The organism is Flavobacterium petrolei (assembly GCF_003314435.2).
In the GTDB taxonomy this organism is placed as follows: Bacteria; Bacteroidota; Bacteroidia; order Flavobacteriales; family Flavobacteriaceae; genus Flavobacterium; species Flavobacterium petrolei.
Map to the genome: position 1 here is coordinate 226,762 of NZ_QNVY02000005.1, position 25,655 is coordinate 252,416.

Annotated in this window: 22 protein-coding genes; 9 read left to right on the plus strand and 13 right to left on the minus strand. The window is 33.9% G+C overall.

Annotated features, from left to right (window positions below; genetic code table 11):
- Positions 1-63: 63 nt before the first annotated feature.
- Both DR871_RS14385 and DR871_RS14390 read right to left on the minus strand, forming a co-directional pair.
- Positions 64-726, minus strand: a complete 663-nt coding sequence (locus tag DR871_RS14385; protein WP_113666881.1) for a response regulator — start codon at positions 724-726, stop codon at positions 64-66.
- Between the two features lie 166 nt (positions 727-892).
- Positions 893-1,306: a DUF4293 family protein gene (locus DR871_RS14390; RefSeq protein ID WP_113666882.1), complete on the minus strand. Its 414-nt coding sequence runs from the start codon at positions 1,304-1,306 to the stop codon at positions 893-895.
- A gap of 182 nt (positions 1,307-1,488) precedes the next feature.
- On the opposite strand from DR871_RS14390, the gene rho reads away from it, so the two are divergent.
- On the plus strand, positions 1,489-3,270 hold the full coding sequence (rho, locus tag DR871_RS14395; protein ID WP_113666883.1) for a transcription termination factor Rho: 1,782 nt from the start codon (positions 1,489-1,491) through the stop codon (positions 3,268-3,270).
- Positions 3,271-3,408: 138 nt separating this feature from the next.
- On the opposite strand, the gene DR871_RS14400 is transcribed toward rho, so the two are convergent.
- From DR871_RS14400 to DR871_RS14410, 3 genes are all read right to left on the minus strand, one after another.
- Positions 3,409-4,665 (minus strand): RsmB/NOP family class I SAM-dependent RNA methyltransferase, encoded by a 1,257-nt coding sequence (locus DR871_RS14400; RefSeq protein ID WP_113666884.1) that lies wholly within the window; start codon positions 4,663-4,665, stop codon positions 3,409-3,411.
- 139 nt (positions 4,666-4,804) lie between these two features.
- Positions 4,805-6,766: a KUP/HAK/KT family potassium transporter gene (locus DR871_RS14405; RefSeq protein ID WP_113666885.1), complete on the minus strand. Its 1,962-nt coding sequence runs from the start codon at positions 6,764-6,766 to the stop codon at positions 4,805-4,807.
- A gap of 117 nt (positions 6,767-6,883) precedes the next feature.
- Positions 6,884-8,293 carry a hypothetical protein gene (locus DR871_RS14410; protein WP_113666886.1) on the minus strand — a complete coding sequence of 470 codons (1,410 nt, stop codon included), beginning with the start codon at positions 8,291-8,293 and terminating at the stop codon, positions 6,884-6,886.
- A 117-nt stretch (positions 8,294-8,410) separates the two neighbouring features.
- Between DR871_RS14410 and DR871_RS14415 the strand changes: the two genes are divergently transcribed.
- Positions 8,411-9,475 carry a WD40/YVTN/BNR-like repeat-containing protein gene (locus tag DR871_RS14415; protein ID WP_113666887.1) on the plus strand — a complete coding sequence of 355 codons (1,065 nt, stop codon included), beginning with the start codon at positions 8,411-8,413 and terminating at the stop codon, positions 9,473-9,475.
- Between the two features lie 180 nt (positions 9,476-9,655).
- The gene (locus DR871_RS14420) at positions 9,656-10,951 is read left to right on the plus strand and encodes a TIGR00341 family protein (protein WP_113666888.1); all 1,296 of its coding nucleotides are present in this window, start codon (positions 9,656-9,658) and stop codon (positions 10,949-10,951) included.
- 45 nt (positions 10,952-10,996) lie between these two features.
- Here the strand turns inward: DR871_RS14420 and DR871_RS14425 are convergent, their stop codons facing one another.
- The 8 genes from DR871_RS14425 to DR871_RS14460 form a co-directional block, all read right to left on the minus strand.
- Positions 10,997-12,055 (minus strand): ArsO family NAD(P)H-dependent flavin-containing monooxygenase, encoded by a 1,059-nt coding sequence (locus tag DR871_RS14425; RefSeq protein WP_113666889.1) that lies wholly within the window; start codon positions 12,053-12,055, stop codon positions 10,997-10,999.
- Between the two features lie 12 nt (positions 12,056-12,067).
- Positions 12,068-13,114 carry an ACR3 family arsenite efflux transporter gene (gene arsB / locus DR871_RS14430; RefSeq protein ID WP_113666890.1) on the minus strand — a complete coding sequence of 349 codons (1,047 nt, stop codon included), beginning with the start codon at positions 13,112-13,114 and terminating at the stop codon, positions 12,068-12,070.
- 2 nt (positions 13,115-13,116) lie between these two features.
- Entirely contained in the window at positions 13,117-13,749 is a 633-nt protein-coding gene (locus tag DR871_RS14435; protein ID WP_207209812.1) for an arsenate-mycothiol transferase ArsC, read from the minus strand.
- An 18-nt stretch (positions 13,750-13,767) separates the two neighbouring features.
- Entirely contained in the window at positions 13,768-14,238 is a 471-nt protein-coding gene (locus DR871_RS14440; protein WP_113666891.1) for a DUF6428 family protein, read from the minus strand.
- Positions 14,239-14,257: 19 nt separating this feature from the next.
- Positions 14,258-14,590, minus strand: coding sequence for an ArsR/SmtB family transcription factor (locus DR871_RS14445; RefSeq protein ID WP_113666892.1), 333 nt, complete (start codon positions 14,588-14,590; stop codon positions 14,258-14,260).
- 185 nt (positions 14,591-14,775) lie between these two features.
- Positions 14,776-15,810 (minus strand): zinc-dependent alcohol dehydrogenase family protein, encoded by a 1,035-nt coding sequence (locus DR871_RS14450; protein ID WP_113666915.1) that lies wholly within the window; start codon positions 15,808-15,810, stop codon positions 14,776-14,778.
- Between the two features lie 338 nt (positions 15,811-16,148).
- Positions 16,149-16,532 carry a hypothetical protein gene (locus tag DR871_RS14455; RefSeq protein WP_113666893.1) on the minus strand — a complete coding sequence of 128 codons (384 nt, stop codon included), beginning with the start codon at positions 16,530-16,532 and terminating at the stop codon, positions 16,149-16,151.
- 235 nt (positions 16,533-16,767) lie between these two features.
- Positions 16,768-18,282, minus strand: coding sequence for a succinate CoA transferase (locus tag DR871_RS14460; protein WP_113666894.1), 1,515 nt, complete (start codon positions 18,280-18,282; stop codon positions 16,768-16,770).
- Positions 18,283-18,439: 157 nt separating this feature from the next.
- On the opposite strand from DR871_RS14460, the gene DR871_RS14465 reads away from it, so the two are divergent.
- From DR871_RS14465 to DR871_RS14490, 6 genes are all read left to right on the plus strand, one after another.
- A complete protein-coding gene (locus tag DR871_RS14465) occupies positions 18,440-19,258 on the plus strand; it encodes a helix-turn-helix domain-containing protein (RefSeq protein ID WP_113666895.1) in 819 nt (272 codons plus the stop codon).
- Positions 19,259-19,392: 134 nt separating this feature from the next.
- Positions 19,393-20,760 (plus strand): TolC family protein, encoded by a 1,368-nt coding sequence (locus tag DR871_RS14470; RefSeq protein ID WP_113666896.1) that lies wholly within the window; start codon positions 19,393-19,395, stop codon positions 20,758-20,760.
- A 40-nt stretch (positions 20,761-20,800) separates the two neighbouring features.
- Positions 20,801-21,853 (plus strand): HlyD family secretion protein, encoded by a 1,053-nt coding sequence (locus DR871_RS14475; protein WP_113666897.1) that lies wholly within the window; start codon positions 20,801-20,803, stop codon positions 21,851-21,853.
- Positions 21,854-21,857: 4 nt separating this feature from the next.
- A complete protein-coding gene (locus tag DR871_RS14480) occupies positions 21,858-23,441 on the plus strand; it encodes an efflux MFS transporter permease (protein ID WP_113666898.1) in 1,584 nt (527 codons plus the stop codon).
- Between the two features lie 207 nt (positions 23,442-23,648).
- Entirely contained in the window at positions 23,649-24,008 is a 360-nt protein-coding gene (locus tag DR871_RS14485) for a hypothetical protein (RefSeq protein ID WP_113666899.1), read from the plus strand.
- Positions 24,009-24,033: 25 nt separating this feature from the next.
- Positions 24,034-24,624 carry a DNA polymerase ligase N-terminal domain-containing protein gene (locus DR871_RS14490; protein WP_242497124.1) on the plus strand — a complete coding sequence of 197 codons (591 nt, stop codon included), beginning with the start codon at positions 24,034-24,036 and terminating at the stop codon, positions 24,622-24,624.
- Positions 24,625-25,655: the final 1,031 nt, after the last annotated feature.

Sequence of the window (25,655 nt, forward strand, 5' to 3'; positions counted from 1 at the left end):
TTAATAGGTTTTATTGGTTTGTTGAAGGTGTTTTGTAAAATGAATCGCATTTAGAGGATCAACTCAGGATTTAATTAACTGATGTTTTATGGCGTATTTTACAAGACTTATGGAGTTTTTTGCATCCAATTTCTTCATTATGTTTTTTCGATGTGTTTCCACTGTATTTACGCTAATGAATAATTGATCGCTAATTTCTTTTCCACTGAATTCAAGTGAGATCAAAGTGATGATTTCTAGTTCTCTGTCGGTTAAAGCCAAGTTTCCTTTTAAATCGGGTTTGTTTAAGTTTGGATTATTCTTAGTTGCGGTATTGAATATTTTTTCCCGAACCGATTTGCAAAAATATTCTTCACCATTGTAAACAGCCTGAATGGCTTCGACGATATTTTCACCGGCACATTTTTTTGTCAAATAACCGCTGCTACCTAATTTCATTACTTCTTTTATTATTCTCAAGTCGTCGTGGCTTGATAAAATAATAATTTTACAGGGAAATCCTTTTTCAGCAAACTCTTTAATGACTTCAATTCCATCTTTTTCTGGCATGTTAATGTCCAGAATAAGAATATCTGATTTGTTCTTAATAACTTCATCGTATAAATTGGTACCATTAATGGAAAATCCCACCACCTCAAATCTAGGATTGGTATGTAATATAGTTTTGATTCCATCAATAAGAATTTGATGGTCATCAGCAAGATGAATTCGTATTTTGTTTAACATATCAGGATTGTTATTGCCAAATTTATAAAAAAAACAACAGATTGTTAGTTTGTTAGGTTTTTATTATTGTTTTTTACTGTTAAAATAAATAATGCCAAAATCCACAAAAAAACCCGAATTGTTACATTCGGGTTTCCTTCGCACTAATAAACTAAAGTTTATAGGTTTACCTCAATCTGTCCACAGATTTTACAAGATCCTCATCCTTTTTGATAGCCTTATTAGCCAAGACTAATAATACGATAGCAACTACAGGTAGAAACATCCCAATACCTTTCTCAGAAACAGCAGGTGTTTCTCCAGATAGATTTAGTGAACGATAAACAAACAATCCTAATAAAATCAAATTTAATATGATATTCAATCTGCCAATAACAAATTGATTTTGTCTTTTTTTATAGGAAACAACACTTAACAAAGTCAGCGTAGTACTCAATCCCAGTAGTATGGTATACACTTGGCTTTGCATGAAATAAAATGCTTTACCATCGCTCATAGTCCATAAAGGAATAAAAAACAGTAAAATTCCGGTAACTACAAAAGCAAGTAGTAAATAAATGGTTTGAATTCTTTGTATCATTTGTTAAATATGTTTTACAAAAATATATTTTCTTTTTTAAAAATACTATTGTCTGATTAAATTTTATTCGTATTATTGCATCATAATTCCGTAAGCACTTCATACTGCGGTTGATTCAATTTAAAGTTCACTACCTATCTTTTACATTATTTCCAAAAATTAATTAAACTCATAGAACATTCATGTTTGATATTTCTGCATTAAAAGAAATGAAGCTTTCTGAGCTTCAAGAAATAGCTAAAACAGCTAAAACCATAAAATTTAACGGTGTAAAAAAAGAGACTTTAATCGGTCAGATTTTGGATCATCAATTGGCTACTGCGGAAGCTACATTAGATAAAAAGACAGAAAGTAATCTTGAAGAGGATAAACCGAAAAGAGAAAGAGCTAGAATACTTCCTGTGAAAAAAGTAGCTATTCAGAAAACAACAAAAAACACGCTGTTTGAAACCGAAGATAGTAATGTAGAAGAAAATGTTCCCGTTGAAAATAGGTCTTCTTCGGACTTAATGCCAAAAGAACAAGAAGCAGCTTCAGTTCAAGAGCCTGTGATTATTGAGAAAAAAGCAGATAAGGTGATTAAGTTTAATAAATCAGCTTACGAAAAAAAAATAGCCTTGAAAAAGGACAAAGAAGAAGTAAAAGAGACTGCAAAAGAAAATGAGGCAACAGCAGAAACTTCCACCGAAGAAAAAGGTGAGGTTGTTGTTCCTGTCAAAAAAATAAATCCAAACCAATTACATAAGCTGAATCCAAATCCTAACGGAAATGGAAATGGAAATGGAAATCAAAATCCAAATCCAAATTTCAAAAATAAGAAAAGTAACTTCGCTGCTTCGGATTTTGAATTTGACGGAATTATAGAAAGTGAAGGCGTTCTGGAAATGATGCCTGATGGATATGGTTTCTTGCGTTCTTCAGATTACAACTATTTGGCTTCGCCAGATGATATTTATTTGTCAACTTCTCAAATCAGATTGTTCGGTCTTAAAACCGGAGATACGGTAAAAGGGGTGGTTCGTCCACCAAAAGAAGGAGAGAAATTTTTCCCGTTAGTTAGAGTTTTAAAAATAAACGGACACGATCCTCAAGTGGTTCGTGACCGAGTTTCATTCGAACATTTAACACCTGTATTTCCATCAGAAAAATTCAAATTAGCTGAAAAACAAAGCACGATTTCAACCAGAATTATCGATTTGTTTTCACCAATAGGAAAAGGACAACGTGGAATGATTGTGGCGCAACCTAAAACTGGTAAAACTATGTTGCTTAAGGAAATTGCCAATGCAATTGCAGCAAATCATCCTGAAGTATATCTTATCGTTTTATTGATAGATGAGCGTCCGGAAGAGGTTACAGACATGCAACGTAGTGTGCGTGGCGAAGTAATAGCTTCAACATTTGACAGAGAACCGCAAGAGCATGTGAAAATTGCAAATATCGTTCTTGAAAAAGCAAAACGATTGGTAGAATGTGGTCACGATGTAGTGATTTTATTGGATTCGATTACGCGTTTGGCAAGAGCGTATAATACGGTACAACCTGCGTCAGGAAAAGTATTAAGTGGTGGTGTGGATGCGAATGCATTGCAAAAACCAAAACGTTTCTTTGGAGCGGCACGTAATGTAGAAAATGGCGGTTCATTAAGTATTATTGCTACTGCATTAACTGAAACCGGATCGAAAATGGACGAAGTTATCTTTGAAGAATTTAAAGGTACTGGTAATATGGAATTACAATTGGATAGAAAAATTGCCAACAAACGTATATTCCCGGCTATCGATTTGACTTCTTCAAGTACAAGACGCGACGACATGTTATTAGATCAAAAAACATTGCAACGCATGTGGATCATGAGAAAATACCTTTCGGATATGAATCCGGTGGAAGCAATGGATTTTATTAATGATCGTTTCAAGAAAACGAAAAATAATGAAGAGTTTTTAATCTCAATGAATGATTAATTATAAAAGTTCAAAGTTTTTTTAGTTTAATGTTTAAGGTTAGAAAGAGATTAAACTAAAAAAAAAATAATTACATAAAAAAAGTCCTCGAAATTTCGAGGACTTTTTTTATAAACTAAAGAGTGTAAAATCTAAGTTTTATTCTATTTCTTTTTGTACTCTTTTTTCTTTCTGTTCTACACTTTCTTTACGTTCTAACAAAGCCATGTAAAATCCATCAAAACCTGACTCGGAAGCCAATATTTTTTGGTCTTTTACAAAGTTGAATTGTTTACCAATGTCAGTTGTCAAAAAGCGTTGTACCTGTTCTTGGTTCTCTGATGGTAAGATAGAACAAGTGGCGTACACTAATTTTCCTCCTGGTTTTACAATTTTAGAATAACTTTCTAAAACTTCAGATTGTACTTTTCGGATGTTATCAATAAATTCCGGTTTCAATTTCCATTTTGCATCTGGGTTTCTTTTTAAAACTCCTAAACCGCTACAAGGTGCGTCAATCAAAACACGGTCTGCTTTTTCGTGTAATTTTTTGATGATTTTTGTCGAGTCTATAATTCGGTATTCAATATTGAAAGCACCGTCTCTTTTGGCTCTAATTTTTAATTGCTTCAGTTTGCTTTCATACAAATCCATAGCGATTAATTGTCCTTTGTTTTCCATCAAAGAAGCGATATGTAATGTTTTTCCACCAGCACCAGCACACGTATCCACAACACGCATTCCTGGCTTTACATCAAGGAAAGCGGCTACTAATTGTGAATTAGCATCCTGAACTTCAAAGAAACCTTGTTTGAAAGCGTCAGTCAGGAAAACATTGGCTCTTTCTTTCAGTACCAATGCATCTGGTTGATTTTTCAACGTTTCCGTTTCAATGTTTAAATCCATCAAAATAGCACGTAGCGCTTCTCTTGTCGTCTTAAGTGTATTTACTCTTAAGATAACTTTAGCGGGTTGGTTTTGAGCTGCTATTTCAGTTGCCCAAACTTTCTCCCCTAATTCTTTAACGCCTAATTCATCCATCCAGTCCGGAATAGATTCTTTCAACGCTCTCACTTTTGAAAGTTCGTCAAAACGTCCTTTTATTTTTCGTTCCGGAGTTCCTTCCAGTTGACGCCAATCCGGAATAGGATATCCTCTTAATACTGCCCAAACAGAAAACATTCTCCAAAGATTGTCTCTGTCAAAAGGTTCTTTTACTTCGGCTATTTCTGCGTATAATCTTTTCCAACGTACAATTTCGTAGATGGTTTCGGCAACAAACTTTCTGTCAGAGCTTCCCCAACGTTTGTCTTTTTTTAAAGATCTGGCAACTACTTTATCCGCATATTCACCTTCGTTAAAAATGGCGTTTAAAGCATCTATTGTTGTGTAAACTAAATTTCTGTGTAATCTCATTTTAAATAATTGAGGTGCAAAGGTACTATTAATTGATTGAATGTTATATTTTTAATAATGAATGTTGTTTTTAAATTTTTCGACAAAAAAAACACTGTACTACTACAGTGTTTTATGGGTCATTTTAAAAGCAAAAAAATTATTTTACTCTTGTCAATCCTATATTTTCAGGAGCATGGAGTACCATTGGAAATTTTTCCACTTTTACGGAACTGCTGTCTAAACCAAAAGCTCTTTCTTCGGATAAACTTAGTTTTTTAATGAAGAAATAAGAATTCATAATTATTTTTTCATGCCATCTTAAGTCGCTATCATTAGAAAGGAATTTTTCAGATAAGACAAATTTGAAATCACCTATGATATTGTTTTTGTTCAAAGATTCATATCTGCTGGTTATATCTACCTCTCCTTTTTTTACCATGTCTCTGATTACTTCTCTAAACATCAGGTTTATTTTGGTAGGTTCTCTAAAACCAAGATTAAAGTCTACACGATACAAATCATCTTTGACAATTTCAGTTACTTTATATTCGGTTTTGTAAGGTTCTGTTAGTATATTCACGTGAACAAACCAGTAAATATCGGCTCTTTTGGGTCTTTTTTGCAAAATAGAATACATTACTTTTTCTTCTATTTCATCTGTTCTTCCGGCATTAGTCATGTAAACTAAATGCGTGGCATATTTAGGTATCGATAAATCGGCACTTAATTCAACAAGCACTTTTTTGTAATCCTCAATTTTAACGATTTTGGTGTAGCTTTTATTAATTTTCTTCGCTAAATACCAAATGGTCATTATACTGATTAAAGTAATTGCTATGAAAAGCGTTACATAACCACCGTCAGCGAACTTAGTTATGTTAGCAGCGAGAAAACTAAATTCTATCGCTAAATAAATGGTAATTAACGGTATGATAAAATATAATTTCACTCTTTTCATGATTAAATAAAAATTAAGTAAAATAGTGGTCATAATCATGCATAAGATAATGGCCAGACCGTAAGCGTGTTCCATATTACTGGATTCTTCAAAATGCAATACGATTCCAACACAACCGAAAAACAGTAACCAGTTGATTGATGGAATATACAACTGTCCTTTTAATTCAGTAGGATATTTGATTTTTACCTTGGGCCAAAAATTCAATCGCATTGCTTCATTTATCAAGGTAAATGAGCCACTAATTAAGGCTTGCGAAGCAATTACAGCGGCAAGGGTTGCTATTACAATTCCTATAGGTTGAAACCAATCTGGCATAATTAGGTAAAATGGATTTCCATTTTTTCCACCCAAACTTTGCAATGTTTCTCCTTCATGCTGAATTAAATAAGCGGCTTGTCCAAAATAATTAAGGACTAAAGCAGTTTTTACAAAAACCCAGCTAATTCTGATGTTTTTTCGTCCGCAATGTCCCATGTCGGAGTACAATGCTTCTGCACCTGTTGTACAAAGGAATACAAATCCCAAAACAAAAAATCCTTCAGGATGAATGGTCAATAAATGATAGGCATAATAAGGGTTGATGGCTCTAAAAACATCAGTATGTTGTGCGATTTGGATACATCCCAAAATAGCAAGCATTCCAAACCAAATCATCATCATAGGAGCGAAAAACTTACCGACTAATTTAGTTCCAAATTGCTGTATGGCAAATAGTATGAATAAAATACCTATAACAATTGGAATTGTATTTATTTCGGGATAATAAGTTCTTATCCCTTCTACAGCTGAAGATACTGATATTGGGGGTGTAATGATTCCGTCAGCTAATAAGGCACTTCCGCCTATTATTGCAGGGACTATCAGCCATTGAATTTTTGTTTTTTTGACCAACGCATACAATGCGAAAATACCGCCTTCACCGTGATTATCAGCACTTAAAGTTATGAGTACATATTTGATAGTGGTTTGAAGTGTAAGTGTCCAAAACACACATGATATTCCACCTAAAACAACGTCTGCGTTTATGATATGCTCGCCTAATATGGCTTTCATCACATACAGTGGTGATGTTCCTATATCACCATAAATTATTCCCAATGAAATTAATAAACCACCTAATGTCCATTTACTATGCAAGTCTTTGTGCGATGCGCTCATGTAATATTTTTAAAAAACTTGTCAAAAATACACTTTTAAAATAAATTAGAGCTTTTTATCTAATAAAAAAACACGGCTATCAAAGCCGTGTTTTTTAGTTTCTTTTTTAATATATTTTTAGGATCTTCTATTGTCGTTTCTGGAAGAATTACCTCTTTGACTTTCTGACCTTTGTGGCGCTGATTCTCTCGAAGAATTCCCTCTGTTTTGAGGCTCTGCTCTTTGTGGAGCATCTTGTCTGGAAGGACTAGTTCTATTTTGAGAATAGTCTCTCTGAGAATTTCCTCTTTGAGGTGCTGCCTGTTCAGAAGGACTTGTTCTGTTTTGAGAATACTCTCTCTGCGAATTTCCTCTTTGAGGCGTTGCCTGGGTGGAAGGACTAGTTCTGTTTTGAGAATACTCTCTTTGCGAATTTCCTCTTTGAGGCGTTGCCTGAGTGGAAGGACTAGTTCTGTTTTGAGAATACTCTCTTTGCGAATTTCCTCTTTGAGGCGTTGCCTGGGTGGAAGGACTAGTTCTGTTTTGAGAATAATCTCTCTGTGAATTTCCTCTTTGTGGCGTTGCCTGAGTAGAACGATCAGTTCTGTTTTGAGAATAATCTCTCTGTGAATTTCCTCTTTGTGGCGTTGCCTGAGTAGAACGATCAGTTTTGTTTTGAGAATAATCTCTTGAAGAACCTGCTCTTTGCGGAGTAACTCCTCCTCTGGAAGGACTAGTTCTATTTTGAGAATTGTCTCTAGAAGTCACGCCTCTTCTGTTAGAATATCCATTATTATTTCTAGAAACTCTTCTTTGATCTAATTCATATCGGTTCGCAACGGTAGCGTTTCTTCGTGAGAATGAATAGTTCGGATTTTGTCTTTCGTATCCATTGGAACGTCTTGAATTGTATAAAACTACTGCTCGATTGCTTCTTCTATTAGTAACATAATTATAGTTGTTGTTAATATTCAAATTAATATTTATGTTGTTTCTGTAACGAAATACCGGAAATGGATTCCAAGCGTAATAATAGGAAGGATAATAGCCCCAGTTCCAAGTGGAATAATAAGGACGGTAATTATTAGACCAGAACGAAGCATATATTACAGGTGTAGTATAATATACGGGCTCATAAATGTAATTTTCGCCATACATGAAAACATCTCCTACTACTTGAACATGGATTTTGTTATTTCTGTCTTTTTCGACGTCAATTGTGGCTACATCTTGATAATCATCCTCATCAAGAACAGATTGAACAATGATTAAGTGCGTTCTGTTTTCGACGGTTTCAATAACTCGTAAATAATCAACTTCGTTATCATTATTCAAATCTAAATTTGATATTTGAAGTTCAGGATCATTCAGGCGTCTTTCAAAATCCTGGAGGTCTCTAGATTCGCCAAAAATAGAAGCAACAGCTCTCAAATCAAGATTATCGCTTATTTCAGCATTCATAGCATTTACTGATGTTCTATCTTGCGCTTGTATTTGTGTTGCGAAAACAGAAGTCAATAGACTCAATAATAGTAGTTTCGTTTTCATAATAAATTGGATTAAGTTTTCCCTTTTTTTTCAACATCCAATTACTGTGCCAATTAATTCTGATCTCTATTTGTATTTGTATTATTAATTGTAAATTAGCCCTAAAATGTACAAAAAATGAAAAATATTTTTTTAATTCTATTAGTTTTAATTGTGATTGTGTCTTGTAAAACAGGCGTTTATAAGTCAGAAAATTTAAATAAAGTTAGTTTTCAATCCGTTACAATTGATACACTATTTGAAGATAAAATAAGTATCAGAGCGATTCAAGTGGATAAAAATAAAATTTGGTATGCTGCTGATAAAGGAAGATATGGTTTTTATAATTTGGATACCAATCAAAAAATGGAGAATAGAATTACCAAGGATTCTTTAAAATTTGAATTCAGAAGCATTGCTCAAACAGCGAAGCATATTTTTATTCTGAATGTTGCAAATCCTGCATTGTTGCACCGAATTTCAAAAGACGGAAAGGAAACAAAAATAGTGTACCAAGAAAATCATGAGAAAGTCTTTTACGACAGTATGCAATTTTGGGATAATAAAGAAGGTATTGCAATGGGAGATCCAATTGCTGATTGTCTGAACATCATTAAAACCCTTGATGGAGGGAATACCTGGAATAAAATCCCGTGTGATAAATTACCAAAAGTGATGGAAGGCGAAGCTGCTTTTGCGGCCAGCAACACAAATATTGTCATCAAAGGAAACCATACGTGGATTGTTTCCGGTGGAAAAAAATCAAGGATTTTTTATTCCTCTGATAGAGGAAATAGCTGGTCAGTGCATGAAACTCCAATTGTACAAGGAAAAACGATGACCGGAATTTTTACAGCTGATTTTTATGACGCAAATAACGGATTTATAGCCGGAGGCGATTATGAAATCAAGAATCAGAACTTCTCCAATAAAGCCATTACTACGGATGGTGGAAAAACATGGAAGCTTACGGCTGAAAATCAAGGTTTCGGATATGCTTCCTGTGTGCAATACATTCCTAAAAGTGACGGCAAAGGAATTGTAACTGTGGGGACTTCAGGAATATATTATTCTTCGGATAGTGGGGCTTCGTGGAAACAATTGGCATCTGATTCTACATTGAATACAATTCGCTTTATAGATGAAAATACCGCAATCGCAGCAGGGCAAAATAAAATGATTCGAATCAATTTTAAATTCTGATTAATATAGCATTAACATCAATTAGATTTGTATTTAAAAAATTATTTAGGGAATTGGTTTTTTGAAAATATACCAGTATTACTATTTAAAAATTAATTATCTTACTTACTTTATTAGGAAGAGGAACAATTGAGATTTTGTTTTTGAAAGTAATTTTAAACAAGGAATAAACAAAGAAGCATGAATAAAGTAGTAAATTTTATTGACCTACATAGCGGCGAAGAAGATAAAAAGAAAGTATTGGATAATGTGAAGTCAAACATCTCTTTCAGAGGATCAAATTTATGGATTTTGGCCTGTGCAATTGTAGTGGCTTCTGTAGGACTGAATGTAAATTCAACTGCAGTTATTATTGGAGCAATGCTAATTTCACCTTTGATGGGACCAATTGTTGGAGCTGGTTTTGGTTTGGGAATTTATGATTTTAATTTGCTTAAAAGATCACTTAAAAACTTGCTTATCGCTACGGTGGTGAGTTTGGTGGTTTCCACTGTTTACTTTTATTTAAGCCCTTTCAAAGATACGCAGTCGGAACTTTTGGCTAGAACAGCACCTAATATTTACGATATTTTCATCGCTTTTTTTGGAGGATTAGTTGGAGTAATAGCTATTACAAGGGTAGAAAAAGGAAATCCTATTCCTGGGGTTGCCATTGCAACGGCGTTAATGCCACCTTTGTGTACGGCGGGTTACGGATTAGCCTTGGGGAATTTTAAATTCTTTTTTGGTGCTATGTATTTATACACTATTAATTGTGTTTTTATCTGTATTGCAACCTTTATAATTGTCAAATATTTAAAATATCCAATTGTTAAACAAACCAATTTAAAGACAGAAAAGCGAGTAAAGTATATGATTTCTTTTTTGACTTTAGCTTTGATTGTCCCGAGTGTTTTCTTTGCATATCAGCTTTTTCAAGAAAAAAAATACAAACAAAAGGTAGAACAATTTTTAAAAGTAGAGTTTATTGATAAGGGATTTACTGTTCTGTATAAAAAAACGCAGTTTACTTCAAACCCAAAAAAAATAGATATTGCTTTTTTAAGAAAAAGGTTGGATAAGGACCAAATAAAAGAACTTAACGAAAAATTGAAAACGTATGAATTAAACAATACGGTATTAAATATTATTCAAGATACAACTGATTTAAAGCAGGATATTTTGAATGAAATCACTTTTAACAATAAAACGATGAGTGAGAAAGATTTGATTATTGCCAAACTTCAAAGTCAAATTACTTCTTTAAAATTTGATAACAATGCTATTCTTAATGAAACCAAAATATTGTTTCCTGATATTGAGAATATTGCTATTGCGAATCATGTGTTTAATGAAAATGAAGCCACCAAAAAGGTCATTACCGTAGTACTTTATGAAAGTAAAAAAGATATAGACACTACAGAAAAACAAAAATTGACTGCATGGCTTAAAAACAAATTCAAAACGGATGTTGTTGAAATTTATAAAAGACAATAAATTCGTTTAAACTATTGGAATTAACTGATTATGGAATTTTGAGATTTAGTTTTTCTGTAGATATTCTATGATTTCGTTACAGGTTTGTTTGGCATTTCTGTTGATTCCAATGAGTGTTGCTGAGGCGTAACCCGTCCAACTGCCGTAACCTGCCAACCACAATCCGGGAACTTCAATTGCTTTGCTTTCTTCAGTTTTTACAACACCACGTTCGTCTGCTGAAACAATATTTTTCAAAAAAGAGGTTGCATAACCAAAACCTGTACACCAGATAATTACATCAAAATCTTCTTGGGTTCCGTCAGACCAAAGTACACCGTTTTCATATATGCTTTCAAAACCGCCACTTGAAGTCAGAACTCCTCTGGATCGAGCTTCTTTCACTGGTGGCACCATTACAATATTTCCCAAATCATAATTGGCGGCATTAAATGGTTTTCCTTCTTTTTCAGCATTGTATTTGGCGGTTGCCACGTTGAAAAGATAAAACCCGTCTACTTCATCCGGTAAATAGTGTGGTGGTTTTCGCGTGGACCATTTCACGGTGGTAACTTTAGAAACTTCGGCTACAATTTGCGCGCCTGAATTTCCTTCACCAACAACCAGAACTTTTAAATTTCTAAACTGTTCTGCATTTTTGTAATGTGCGGAATGGATTTGAATTCCTTTGAAAGTTTCTATTCCTTTGATCTTTGGAATAAAAGGATTGTTCCAAGTTCCTGCCGCAGCAATTATTGCTTTTGAAAAATAGATTCCTTTATTGGTGTAAACTTTGAATATTTTATTTTCAGAAGTTATGTTTTCTACAGTAACGGTGCGCTCTATTGGTAGTTCGTAACGTTTTTCATATTGGCACAAATAATCAATTACTTCTTGCTTTAAAGGAAACAGATTTTCAGATTTTGGCATCAGCCAACCTGGAAGGGAACTGTGTTGTGCAGGAGAAAAAAGAGTCAAACTATCCCAAGCATGAAGCCAAGCGCCACCGCACTTTTCTTCTTTATCCAAGATTAGAAAGTTGAGTTTATGACGTCGTAAATAATACCCGCAAGCCAATCCGCTTTGTCCGCCACCAATAACTATAACATCCAGAATTTCGTGCATTGGAATTTTACTTTAAGTTGTTTTAGTATAATATTTTTTTCTTAGCCAAAAAGCGACATTTACCAGAATAATCAAAGCCGGAACTTCTACTAAAGGTCCAATAACTCCTGCAAAGGCCTGTCCGCTATTGATTCCGAAAACACCAATGGAAACAGCAATTGCCAATTCAAAATTGTTTCCCGATGCAGTGAATGAAAGTGCAACGGCATCTCTATAATTAGCCCCGATTTTTTTAGAAACAAAAAACATCAGGAAAAACATAATGGTGAAGAAAATGACAAGTGGAATTGCAATTCGAATTACATCCATTGGTAAATCAACAATCATTTCACCTTTTAAACTGAACATCACTACAATTGTAAAAAGTAACGCAATCAGAGTAATGGGAGAAACAAACGGAATGAACTTTTGATTGAACCATTTGTCACCAATGAATTTTTTAATGGCATAACGGCTAATTACTGCTAATGCAAATGGAATCCCTAAATAAATTCCGACTGTTGCAGCAATTTCAGCAATAGTAATGTTTAATTCCAAGCCTTTTATTCCAAACAAAGGTAGCATGATTTCCAAATAGAAATAAGCATATAAACTAAAGAAGAACACTTGAAGCAAACTATTAATCCCAATTAAACCCGCTGTTAATTCCCTGTTTCCCTCGGCTAATTCATTCCAGACAATTACCATCGCTATGCAAGGCGCAATACCAATTATAATTAAACCCATCATGTATTCGGGGTAATCTTTCAAAAAGAATGTTGCCAGTGAAAACATTAAAAATGGACCAACAATCCAGGTGATAAAGAAAGAAGCGGTCAGTAATTTTGGTTTTTCAAACATTAAAGGAATTTTTGAAAAATCAATTTTAGTCAAAGGCGGATACATCATTAATATTAATCCAATTGCCAAAGGAACATTGGTCGTTCCGCTCGAAAAGGAATTGATAAAACCGCTACTGGACGGGATAAAATAACCAATGGAAACGCCAATTGCCATTGCCAAAAATATCCAAAGGGTAAGGTAACTGTCGAGGAAATTTAATCTTTTTTTAGCGGCCATTATTATAATTTTATTTGGGAGAATACATAAAACATTTCGGTTGCAATTTGCAAACTGCGTTCCTGATATTTTTCTGCTTTTTGCGGTGTGTTGTCAAAAGCTTTTGGATCTTCAAATGTGATTGGGATGCGCTTTTCAGCTCCTGCAATAAATGGACAACCGCCATCCGCTTGAGAACACGTCATAATCGCGGCAAATTCACTCTGTGGATTAAAATCGTCATCATACGTTTTTGAAAAACCTATAATTGGATGTTCATTATGCGCATATTTTATGGCATAAATTGGATTTGTTCCTGTCGCGATAGTTTTGATTTTAAAGCCAGATTGTTCCAATGTTTTTGCTGCCATTGGGAATAAAGCCGTTGCTTCTGTGCCACCAGAATAGCAAAATACATTTTTTATATTGAAATGTGCCGCTGCAGTTTGTGCCCAAACTTGGGATAAATGGCTTCTTCTGGAATTGTGAGTACAAATCAAGTTTAACCTAATTTGTTGTTGATTCGATGCTTTTGCTTGAATAAAATCAATAAGCGGTTGCAAAATGATTTTACGTTCTGCCGAAATGCTTTCGAAATTAAAAGAAGAAATTGTTTTTGCAATTTCTGGAAATAGGATGGTTTTGGTTAGTTCCATTTTACAGTTTTAAAAAAATTAGCAACAACCTCCACCTGGAGTGCAGCTATTGGTTTGGCTTGGAATTTCAGATAATTTTACTTTTTGTTTTTCTGCAGGAATTCCACATTGGTCTTCAGCCAAACAGGCCGTTTGTTTATTAAGTAGCGTAAATGCTGTTCCGTTGAAACCAATGTCGTATTTGCCAATAGTTTCTGCTTGAAATTCTACTTCCACTTCATAATCTTCAATACCCAACACTTTTTCGGATAATTCAATGATATCCAATAATTTTTTTGGTTTCAGACGGTGTTCAAAGTCATTGGCATCCCATAATTGAAAGTTTACTACAGTTTCTTTTCGAACTTTTCCACCACAATCAATGAAGTTTTTGGTGATTAAACCTACTTCAGTTACGTGAAAATGTTCTGGAACATAGGTTCCATTTGGCAATACAAAAGCAACGTTGTCCAACGTGCTCAACTGTTTTTTAATTTCTGATAGTTTCATGATTCTTGTTATTTAAAAATTAGCAACATTGATTTTTCTTATTTTTTAAATAGGTATTGATGTGTTCAAAAAAGTCTCTTATTTTATTAAAGCCTTCTTCATTGAGGCAATAGCAAATGGAAGCTCCTTCAAAATTGCCTTTTATAAGTCCGGCATTTTTCAGTTCCTTCAAATGTTGCGAAACGGTAGGTTGTGCTAAAGGCAATTCGTTTACAATGTCGCCGCACACGCAACTGTTTACTTTTATGAGATGTTGAATAATGGCAATTCTTGCAGGATGGCCTATGGCTTTCGCCAAAGTTGCCAATTCGTTTTGCTCGTCTGTGAAATGTTCTGATTTAGTAATACCCATCGTCTTGTATCTTTATATTGCAATATTACGATATTAGAAAGTAACAACAAAATATTTTGTATTAATTTATAATTAAAAAGCAACACAATATAGTAGGAGTGAACTGAGTTCTACCATGATCGTATTGCTTTTTCTTTGAATATTTTTCAAATAATAATGCAGATTGCTTAAGCTTTAGTCAGATTTTAAGCTTCAATAATTACTTTCATCGCTTTTTCTTTTGCTGCGTTGCCAAAAACTTCATAAGCTTTTAGTATTTCACTTAATTTAAAATGATGCGTAATTAGCTTAGAAGGTTCCAATTTTCCGGAAGAAACAGTTTTCAATAGCATAGGAGTAGTATTTGTATTTACCAATCCCATTGTTATTGTAATATTTTGAATCCACAAATCTTGAATTTGTAGTTCTACTGGTTTTCCATGCACACCAATATTCGCAATACTACCGCCTGGACGAACAATTTTTTGACAGATATCAAAGGTAGCCGGAACCCCAACGGCTTCAATAGCCACATCAACTCCGTCTTTCGTTTCGGCTAGTATTCTTTTCTGCACATCTTCTTTGGCTGAGTTTATCGTATCTGTTGCGCCAAATTTTTCAGCCATCTTCAAACGATTTTCATCCATATCAATCATGTAAATTTTAGAAGGAGAATAGAACTGTGCGGTAAGCAAAGCAGACATTCCTATAGGTCCGGCTCCAACAATCGCAATGGTGTCTCCCGGTTTTACACCACCGTTAATCACGCCAATTTCATGTCCAGTAGGCAAAATATCGCTTAGCATTACTAAAGCTTCTTCATCAGCACCGTCAGGAATAAGATAAAGACTGTTATCAGCATGCGGAATACGAACATATTCTGCCTGAGTACCGTTTATAAGATTTCCTAAAATCCACCCGCCATCCTCACAATGCGCGTACATTTGTTTTTTACAATATTCGCAGGAACCATCTGAAGTGATGCAGGAAATAATTACATGATCTCCTTTTTTGAAATTCCTAACGGAGGTTCCAATTTCTTCAATTATACCAACTCCTTCATGACCCAGAGTCGTTCCTGGTTTTACCGATGGCGTTTTTCCGTGTAAAATTCCTAAGTCGGTTCCGCAGATGGTGGTTTTTAATATTTTTACTAATACATCCGTTGTTTTTTCGATTTTAGGCAACGGAACGTCTTTTAATTGTATTTTTCCAGGACCGTCATAAACTAGTGCCTTCATTGTTTTAGTCTGAACCATTTTACTTTTATTTAAGTGTTATTTATCCATTATTGAACCAGTAATATTATTAGGTCTTCCTATTTAATCAATCTCCTTGTCTCCAGAAAGATCAGAATTAATTAGAAATACTGTTTAATAATCTCTTAATCAAGATGATTACTTTTCAAAGTTCGTTTGTTTACTGCTTAAATTCTATGATATAAATCACTTAATGGATAAATATTGAGATCCTTTAGATAAATAAAAATTTAAAATTTCTTCATTATAAGAATCTCTTACGAAATAATGTAGAAACTTTTTAAAAAAAACACGTTCTAAATTTTTGAAAATCATTCAACTCACATCCATTTTGAGAGAAAATCAATAAGCTCTTCTCTCAATTCTTTAAATAGTTTTTCAAATGTTGTTATACTTTGTCTATGTTTTTTATGGTCTGAAAATTTTTCATGATCAATGGCATGCGGATTATCAACCACTGCAGCCTCAAGGAACAATTCGTGACTTTTAATATCGTGAGTTAATATATCAATCTGTTCCTTTTGAATAATCAGCTGATTACTAAAATGATCTGCTAAGGCACGAACCTCTTTAGAAGTATTTTTTTCTGCCACTTCCAAAATTCGTTTATCCATAATTTTAAGTTCATCTTTATAAAACAAAATTTTGTTTAACCATGTTTTATGTTCTTCATGTAAGTCATAAATTGTTTTTTTAGTTTCCATTTTTAGTCTTTTTTAAATAGTTTGAAATTAATTTTATTTCGATTATTTTATATAAATTATAAAAGGTAGGTGATTTGATAAAATCATTAAGTTGCTTAAAGTTAGTGATTTATGTTATATTAAATGAAAAAAAATTACAAATTTTAAGTTACAAAAAATGAATTGATTGCAAAAAAAAATATCCCCAAACAATGAAGTGTGTTTGGGGATATTAAAAAGGATAAAAATAGGAATACTAGCCTATTTCGACTAGACAATTTTGCTTCATACTGCCGGTTTCAATATATCTGGAGTGCAGTTTGAATGCTTCTTCTAAAAGGTGCGGCGTATGGCCTCCTCGCAAACAAGCCCGATTAAAATAATCGGATAATTCTTCTTTGTAATCCGGATGGGTGCAGTTTTCAATGATAACTTTGGCGCGTTCTCTGGGAGCAAGCCCTCTTAAATCGGCAATTCCTTGTTCAGTGATCAAGATATCAACATCATGTTCCGTATGGTCTACATGCGAAACCATTGGTAAAACATGAGAAATAGCATTACATTCTTTTGAAGATGATTGGGTAACAAAAATGCTCAAATACGCATTTCTAGCAAAATCACCCGAACCACCAATACCATTCATCATTTTGGTTCCAGAAATATGGGTAGAATTGACATTGCCATAAATATCAAATTCAATGGCTGTGTTAATTGCTATAACTCCTAATCTTCGGATCACTTCGGCTGAATTACTGATAGTTTGTGGTCGAAGTAGAATTTTGTCCTTGTACATTTCGAAATTATTAAGAATGTGTTTGTAGCAATTTTCAGAAACGGTTATGGAAGAAGCCGATGCAAAATCTAATTTTCCGCTGTCAATGAGTTCAAAAGTGCTGTCCTGCAAGACTTCGGAATACATTACTAAATTTTCAAAATTTCCTTTTGCAAAGCCAGACATGACTGCATTAGCTACTTTTCCTATTCCTGCTTGCAACGGCATCAATGATTTGGTTAAGCGTCTTTCTTTGATTTCATTTTCAAAAAAAGCCAGTAAATGATTGGCAATGGCAGCCGTTTTGGGATCTATTGCAGTTACTTGTGCCGGACTATCGGGAATTTCTGTGAAAACAATTCCAATGACTTTGTTAGGATCAATGGTGATATAATCGGTCCCAATTCTTTCATCTGCAGCTGTAATGTTTAAAACTTCTCGATTGGGATAACTTTTTGAAATATAAATATCATGAATCCCTTTGAATTCAAGCGGTATGGAAGTATTTATTTCGATGATGATTTTATTGGCAGCATGCGCAAAAGTAGCTGAATTTCCAACTGAGGTTGTTGGAATTACATTTCCATTCTCATCAATATAGGTAGCTTCAATTACAGCAATGTCAATTTTTGGAAGGTGTTTGTTTTCTAATAATTCGGCCGTTTCACTTAAATGTTGGTCTATAAAAAGTACTTTTCCTTCGTTTATTTTTTTTCGTAAAGTGGCATCTACCTGAAATGGCATTCTTTTGTACAAAGCGTTATTGTTAGCCAAGTCCGCATCTGTGGTATGCCCTAAAGAAGCACCGGTAATTAATGTGATTCCAATAGTTTCTGATTTTGCTCTTGCGGCAAAAGCGGGTAAAACAGCTTTACTGTCACCAGCTTTTGTAAATCCACTGGTTCCGATAGTCATTTTGTCTTTGAAAAATAAAGCGGCTTCTTGTGCAGAAATAACTTTGTCTTTGTAACTTTGAAATCTAATTCTATCCGACTGCATAATTATGTGTTTTTAATAAAAAAATAACCAAAAATTAATGTTTTGATAATGATATAAATCAATTTTTAGATTTTGATTTATATCATATACAATTTTAGTGAAATTAAGAATTGGATAAATATCGTAATAAGTCATAAAAATATTCATTTCAGTCACAATGAGTCCATTCGAAACTTTAGAAGAGAAATATTATATTAAAGAGGTTGATACCGATAAAAAAAGTATTTATTGCCACCATGATTTGATGGGTGAATTGTTAATTCCAACTCACAAGCATGAAAAAGCCCAAATGCTCTATTCAGAAGGTGGTATTGTTCATGTTACTACTGAAACCAAAACTTATTTTCTTCCCGCCCGTCATTTTATCTGGATTCCGGGTGGCGTAAAACATAGTATTCATCCCAATTCGGAGCGTGTCATGATGCGGAATTTGTATTTTCCGGTAGATTTGAATGAAGATTCATTTTACGAAAAAGAAGGAATTTATCCCATTAATGATTTATTACTGCAAATGATGCTTTTCACGAATCGATGGAATGGAAACTTGAAAAAAGGAACTAGGAATTTTAGTATTGCCAATGCAATAAAAGCCATTTTACCGGAAATTTGTCTGACTAATTTGCCGTTATCGTTGCCTTTACCAAAGGATATTCGCCTGAATAAGATTATTAGTTTTTTAGATAAAAACTTAGGAGAAACTATTTTGTTCTCTGATTTGGCCAATCGTTTTGGGTTCAGTGAGCGCTCTTTGTATCGTTTGTTCCAAAAAGATTTAGGCATGTCATTCATTCAATATTTTACCATTCGGAGAATTTTAAAAGCAATAGAATTGTTACTTGAAAAAAAACTATCTGTTAGCGAAGTGGCACAAGCTGTGGGATACAGTAGTGTTCCAACTTTTAGCAACACATTTTTCAAGATTTTAGGACAACGCCCTTCTGATTATTTGAAGGGCATTGAAATATTAAAAAAGTGATTTTTTTGCACTACTTATTTTCTGCAATCGTTATAGTTTTCTATTTGTCCTAAATGAATAAATAGTTGGCTTTAGTTGATTTTACGACGTAGATTAAATTAGGGAACTTTGCATCACATTCCTTTATCTACATTATGTTTCTTAAAAAACAGGTTCTTTGGAGCCAATCGAAAATTAATTTTTCAAAAAATGCATTTGTATTATTCCTCTTCTTTCAAGGAATCAATTCAGCACAAGCACAGCAAGCTACAGCACTTTCTTTAAATGATGCTTTAAAAATCGCTAAAGAAAATAATAAGACCATTCAGAAATCTCATATCGAACAGCGTATTTCAGAAAAAGAGATCGCTGTGACAAAAAATCTTCGTTTACCAGAGGTTAATTTTAATGCAATGTATTCCCGATTATCAGATTTGACGGAATATGAAGGCGGTTTTTTCTCAGACAAACATACGTATACTCCAGAACCTGGAACCGTACTATATGATGCGGTTACAAAATTTGATGTACCGCTTTATGCTGGTAATAAAATCAATAATGCGATTAAAAAGTCGAAAGAGGAAAACGAAATAGCCAAAATCAAGGTAGAGAAGACACAGAATGATATTCAATTACAGGTGACAGCTACTTTTTTAGGTATTTATAAAATGATGGAACTCCAGAAAATCATTGGCGAAAGCATTAAAGAAGAACAGGAACGATTGAAAGAAGTGAAAGCTTTCAAAACCTTTGGAACGGTTACTAAAAACGAAGTGTTACGCTCTGAACTGCAACTTTCAGACCGGGAACTTCATTCGTTGACCAATAAAAAAAACATCAAAATTGCACTTCAAGAGTTAAAAACACTATTGCAGTTGCCCGAAGAAGCAGAAATTGCTATTGATACAACAAGCTTACTCGATATTGCTCCGTTGAAAGACTATGATTTCTATTTTAAAGAAACTCTTCAAAATGAAGAAATGCGTATTGCAAATAGGGAAGTGGACGTTAAAAAAACAGAGTTAAAAATGGTGAAAGGGAATTATTATCCGAAGGTGAGCTTATTTGGAAATTATAATCTAAAATATCCTGACTATATGTTGTTTACGCTGAATCGTCCGTATCTCTATACCATAGGACAAATAGGAGTTGAGGCTACTTATAATTTGTCGGGTTTATATAAAAATAAAACCAAAGTTCAGGTTGCCAATTTAAAAGTGGATTTGCAAGAAAATGAATCTGAGCTTGTAAAAAATGAAATGACTGATAAAGTATTTAGAAATCATACTCAATATCAGGAAATATTGGACAAGTTACCGGTTACAGATAAAGCATTGGATTTAGCTAATGAAAATTATCGCATTGTAAAAGTAAAATACCTGAACCAACTGGTATTAATAACTGAAATGGTGGATGCGGATAATGCGTTGCTACAGGCCAAATTCAACAAAGTTTCCACTAGAATAGATGTCGTTATGAAACAGTATGAATTGCTCCATACGGCAGGATTACTCAACAAATAATAATTCAATTTAATTTAATATAATTTAGTTTCAAACTTATATGGTAAAAGTTCATAATTCGTCAAGAGCGCATCGATCATTTCATAGATTAATTACCGTGATTTCCGGTATGCTGGTTCTCGGTGGAATTGTTTTAGGGATTTGGTTTTATATTTTTAATAAAAATCACGAAGAAACTAATGACGCCCAGGTGGATCAATATGTAACGCCAATTATGGCCCGAATTACGGGCTATGTTAACGAAGTGCATTACAATGAAAATCAATTTGTTCACAAAGGCGATACCTTGATTATAATTGATAATAGAGAATACAAAGCACATTTAGATATGGCATTAGCCGATGTTGAAAATGCAAAAAGCAATAGTATTGTGATTGAAAAAAATGTCGCAACAACTTCTAACGTAACTTCCATTAGACAATCGCAGTTACAAGCTGCCAAAACAGAAGTTTGGAAAACCAAACTGGAGTACAATCGCTATAAAGGATTAGTAAGTCAGGAAGCGGCAACCGAACAACAGCTTGAAAAAGTAAAAGCCGATTATGAATTGGCACAGGCGCATTATCAGGAAATAGCTAACACGATTCAATCGGCGGCATTGAACACCTCAGAAGCTTCGGCTAAAATTCCAACGGCTCAGACGGTAATTCAGTCCAAACAAGCAGTTGCAGACAATGCCACTTTGTTTCTTTCTTATACCGTAATTACAGCGCCTTATGATGGCTGGGTGGGTAAAAAAATGATTCAATCCGGACAAATGATAAAAGAAGGACAAACCTTAGTTTCCATCGTTAGCAAGGAAAAGTGGATTACAGCTAATTTTAAAGAGACCCAACTGCAATATTTATCCATTGGACAGGAAGTGGAGCTAAAGGCAGATGCAATAAGTGGAAGAGATTTTGTGGGAATAATTGAATCTTTGTCGCCAGCTAGTGGTGCGCGTTTTTCATTACTCCCGCCTGATAACGCTACGGGTAACTTTATAAAAATAGAACAACGAATTCCAGTTAGAATAAAACTTAAGGATAATAATGCACAAACGGACTTTCTTAGAGCCGGTATGAATGTCACCGTTATCGCTGAACACAAATAATCAGATGTCAGAAGTACGTGTTTTTAAATCTTGGGTTCCTAATTGGGCTATTATTGCGATTATCTTTTTCTGCATGCTGCATTCTATGGTTTTATTGGGAGTATATACTTCAAATGTGACGTATGCAGCGAGTTTTTTGGACGTAGAAGTTGAAGATTTGCAGTTCTCGATGTGTGTTACTTATGGGACTTTTTTAGCTACAATTCTCATCGAAAGTCGTTTTTTTAAGTTTTTTCCAACCAAGAAATATTTTCTGGTTATTTATAGCTTAACTGCTCTAACATTCATACTGACGGCGTACACCGAAAATTTTTCTTTGTTTATTATGTTAAGAATGGCCGAAGGTGTCTTGATGGCATTGCCAGTTTTACCCTTACGACAATTTTTGATAGCACGATTTAAGTCTAAAAATGCTGTGATTATTGCTTTTACAATTAATTATGGAGCCTTGATGTTGGCTTCTCCTTTTATAATGAATATTGCGGTTTGGCTACTGGAGAATTACGATTGGAACTACATGGCGTATGGTTCGGCTTTCTTCCAAATTGTGTGCGTGGCATTAGTCATGATTACCTTCAATAACAATCGCTTTCACAAAAAAATTCCGTTGTATCAAATTGATTGGGCCAGTTTTATTCTTGTGCTTACGGCTATTTTGTGCGGTAGTTATTTTATGGTTTATGGCCAAAAAAAATATTGGTTTGAATCCCCTCAAATTGTTGCAGCACTTATTGTTGCGTTAGTAACAGGAGGGTTTTTTATCGCCCGACAAATGCTGGTGAAAAGACCTACTTTTGACATGCGAGTTTTTCGGTATGCGAATCTACGAACTGGATTATTATTATCCGTGGTTTTTTATATTGCCCGATCAACGTTAAATATTTGTCACAGTACGATGGCTGTTGTTTGGAATTGGGAGCCTTCAAGAGTGGCGCATGTACAATATTTAAATTTAACAGGAAATATAATTGGAATGATTTTGACTGGATTCTTTTTGGCCAAATCAGTTTCTTCCAGGTATATCTTTATAATAGGATTTTCACTTTTAGCACTATTTCATTTCTGGTTTACGTTCCTTTTCGTGCCAGATGCTTCCTTGTCGGATATTGCGATTCCGTATATGTTACAAGGTGTGGCTGTCGGAGTAATATTTGTTCCGCTGGTCTTATTCATCGTATCTGCTGTTCCTACACATTTTGCTCCGTTTGCTGGAATTGTTGGCGTTGCAGGGCGTTTTTGGGGAAGTATAATGGGTTTTGCGATGATTCAAAATGCAGGTTTGTTTTTACAAAGTACCCATTTTACAAAATTCAGACAATTTGTTCTTCCCGAAAGTCCGGAAACACAAATACGCGTCGAGAAAATTACCAGAAGTTTTATGTCTAAAGGGTATTCGATGGATGACTCCAATAAATTAGCGATGAAACAAATTATCAGTTCGGTTTCAAAACAATCGGTTTTATTGTCCAATATGGAAATCTTTACCGTTATTGGTTATCTTATGCTTATTGTGGTTATTTTTCTATTGCTTAATCAACATTTAAGACAAACTTTTGATGTTTTCAAAAATAGAATTTGGTGGAATTAAAGTGCTATAATTTACAGAAACCGTTTAAAAGTAAATTTCCTATTCTAACTAAGTTAAGAAAAGGATATTTACTTTTTGTATTTTAAATCTCCTTTTCTTACCCTAAAATATTAGAATGACGGGGCTTTTTTTAATACTTATAAAAGACATTTTTGTTTAAAAATGATTAACTTAGTATATTGTAAATCAATTAAATAATATCGTAAAATGAAAAATAAAGAGGATAAGTTGAATGCGGATAAAATGGATCAGGATAAGAAAAATAAAGTACCGGATTCTCTTTTATACCCGCCAAGTGAAGATATTTATAACCAATTTCAAAAAGAGATGGAAATAGATCCTGAGGACATTTCTAAAAATAAGGCAGCTGTTGAAATAAATAATGTCAGAGAATTGAATGAGAAAGATTTTGAAGACGATGTTTCTGGGGCTGACTTAGATATTCCTGGTTCAGAGTTAGATGATGAATTGGAAAATTCCGGAAGTGAAGATGAAGAAAATAACCATTATAGTATAGGTGGTGATAATCATAGTAATTTAGATGAGAATGCTGGAGATAAAATTTAGTTTAAGATTTTGTCGTAAATTTTAAATGCCAATCGAATTAATTATGTCTTTAACGGAATACAATCAAAAGCGTAATTTTAATTCCACAGTCGAACCAGAAGGTGAAATTAAGAAATCAACATCCGAATTAATTTTCGTGGTGCAAAAACATGCGGCTTCACATTTGCATTATGATTTCCGATTGGAAATGGATGGTGTATTAAAAAGCTGGGCCGTTCCCAAAGGACCATCTATGAATCCGGCTGATAAAAGATTGGCTATTATGGTTGAAGATCATCCTTATACTTACAAAGATTTTGAAGGCACTATTCCAGAGGGGAATTATGGCGCGGGAACTGTTATTGTTTGGGATAATGGAACTTATACTTTAGCGGATTATAAAAATGCAGGCGATCTGGAAACTAAATTGAAATCTGATTTACAAAAAGGACATCTTAGTTTTATTCTTAATGGGAAAAAACTCAAAGGCGAATTCGCATTGGTGAAACTAAAAAAGAAAGAGGAAAACACTTGGCTTTTGATAAAGTCAAAAGATCAATATGCTGGCCATAAAGATATCTTGCTTCAAGATAAATCCGTAATCTCTAATAGGATAATAGAAAGTCTAAAAAAATAAAATTCATTATTGCGTTCCTTATTATATAAAGAAAGGCGATTATCGTAAAGGATAATCGCCTTTCTTTATATAATGAGTCGGGCTATTCGCTACAAGTCCTCGTCTTGTTGAGTTTGAGACTCAACGAGACTGTGGGCTTTCCGCTTCTATCCCTAACGCGGGTTTAGAATAATTAAGATATCCAGTTCAATCAGGAGGATAAGAACTCACGCCAACCCAAAATCCGGTTACCTTATATATAGGAGAAATTAGAAAAGCTATGTCCTATATAAGGTAAAGGATAAAGTCATTTTACTGATTCAGTTTTGTTTTTGCATAGAAAACAGGCTAGACAAGCTTTAGAAAGAGTAGAAACGCAATAATAAACCAAGAAACAGGGAACAAAAGATGAATAGAACAAGATTGTATCGGTAAGGCAAGTTAGTTTTAAAGTTGTTAAGGCTATAGGAACGGCAATTTTCACACAAAAATTCATCTTTTCCTTCGGAGAGGGTCGGGGAGAGTAAAATAATTTACTTTCAAAATTCACTGTTTCAGCGATTTAAAGTAAAAGTTAAGAAAAGGGTAAAAAAAAGGTTTAAAAAAGGTTGAATAACGCAATAAAGGTGCTAGTTTTGCACCCGCAATGACGCAGAGGTTCTTTTAAATACTGGCAAGTAAAGTTAATCAAAGTAGAAAATTTATTTTCAAAAAAAGATTAAAAAAGCTTGTGAGATTAGAAAACGGATGTTACCTTTGCACCCCGCAAAACGCGCAAAGTTCCTTGACAGATTGATAAGAAAAGAGAAGAAAATGAGATAAAATTTATTTCAAAAAAACTTCAAAATTTTCTTGCCAGTTAAAAAGAAAGTTGTACTTTTGCACCCGCTTCGAGAAACACTTTAACAAGTGTTAAAAGGAGTTAAAAAACAAGATAAGAACACGTTCCTAGACATATTGAATTGACAGCCGTTTTAAGAGAGATCTTAGAACAAAAGAATAAGAGTAATAGAATCGAGAGATTTGAAAAAACCACTAGAATTTAGTCGAAT

Coding starts and splice junctions, on each gene's coding strand:
- DR871_RS14385 (WP_113666881.1), bottom strand. CDS start 726: ATGTTAAACAAAATACGAATTCATCTTGCTGATGACCATCAAATTCTT.
- DR871_RS14390 (WP_113666882.1), bottom strand. CDS start 1,306: ATGATACAAAGAATTCAAACCATTTATTTACTACTTGCTTTTGTAGTT.
- rho (WP_113666883.1), top strand. CDS start 1,489: ATGTTTGATATTTCTGCATTAAAAGAAATGAAGCTTTCTGAGCTTCAA.
- DR871_RS14400 (WP_113666884.1), bottom strand. CDS start 4,665: ATGAGATTACACAGAAATTTAGTTTACACAACAATAGATGCTTTAAAC.
- DR871_RS14405 (WP_113666885.1), bottom strand. CDS start 6,766: ATGAGCGCATCGCACAAAGACTTGCATAGTAAATGGACATTAGGTGGT.
- DR871_RS14410 (WP_113666886.1), bottom strand. CDS start 8,293: ATGAAAACGAAACTACTATTATTGAGTCTATTGACTTCTGTTTTCGCA.
- DR871_RS14415 (WP_113666887.1), top strand. CDS start 8,411: ATGAAAAATATTTTTTTAATTCTATTAGTTTTAATTGTGATTGTGTCT.
- DR871_RS14420 (WP_113666888.1), top strand. CDS start 9,656: ATGAATAAAGTAGTAAATTTTATTGACCTACATAGCGGCGAAGAAGAT.
- DR871_RS14425 (WP_113666889.1), bottom strand. CDS start 12,055: ATGCACGAAATTCTGGATGTTATAGTTATTGGTGGCGGACAAAGCGGA.
- arsB (WP_113666890.1), bottom strand. CDS start 13,114: ATGGCCGCTAAAAAAAGATTAAATTTCCTCGACAGTTACCTTACCCTT.
- DR871_RS14435 (WP_207209812.1), bottom strand. CDS start 13,749: ATGGAACTAACCAAAACCATCCTATTTCCAGAAATTGCAAAAACAATT.
- DR871_RS14440 (WP_113666891.1), bottom strand. CDS start 14,238: ATGAAACTATCAGAAATTAAAAAACAGTTGAGCACGTTGGACAACGTT.
- DR871_RS14445 (WP_113666892.1), bottom strand. CDS start 14,590: ATGGGTATTACTAAATCAGAACATTTCACAGACGAGCAAAACGAATTG.
- DR871_RS14450 (WP_113666915.1), bottom strand. CDS start 15,810: ATGAAGGCACTAGTTTATGACGGTCCTGGAAAAATACAATTAAAAGAC.
- DR871_RS14455 (WP_113666893.1), bottom strand. CDS start 16,532: ATGGAAACTAAAAAAACAATTTATGACTTACATGAAGAACATAAAACA.
- DR871_RS14460 (WP_113666894.1), bottom strand. CDS start 18,282: ATGCAGTCGGATAGAATTAGATTTCAAAGTTACAAAGACAAAGTTATT.
- DR871_RS14465 (WP_113666895.1), top strand. CDS start 18,440: ATGAGTCCATTCGAAACTTTAGAAGAGAAATATTATATTAAAGAGGTT.
- DR871_RS14470 (WP_113666896.1), top strand. CDS start 19,393: ATGTTTCTTAAAAAACAGGTTCTTTGGAGCCAATCGAAAATTAATTTT.
- DR871_RS14475 (WP_113666897.1), top strand. CDS start 20,801: ATGGTAAAAGTTCATAATTCGTCAAGAGCGCATCGATCATTTCATAGA.
- DR871_RS14480 (WP_113666898.1), top strand. CDS start 21,858: ATGTCAGAAGTACGTGTTTTTAAATCTTGGGTTCCTAATTGGGCTATT.
- DR871_RS14485 (WP_113666899.1), top strand. CDS start 23,649: ATGAAAAATAAAGAGGATAAGTTGAATGCGGATAAAATGGATCAGGAT.
- DR871_RS14490 (WP_242497124.1), top strand. CDS start 24,034: ATGCCAATCGAATTAATTATGTCTTTAACGGAATACAATCAAAAGCGT.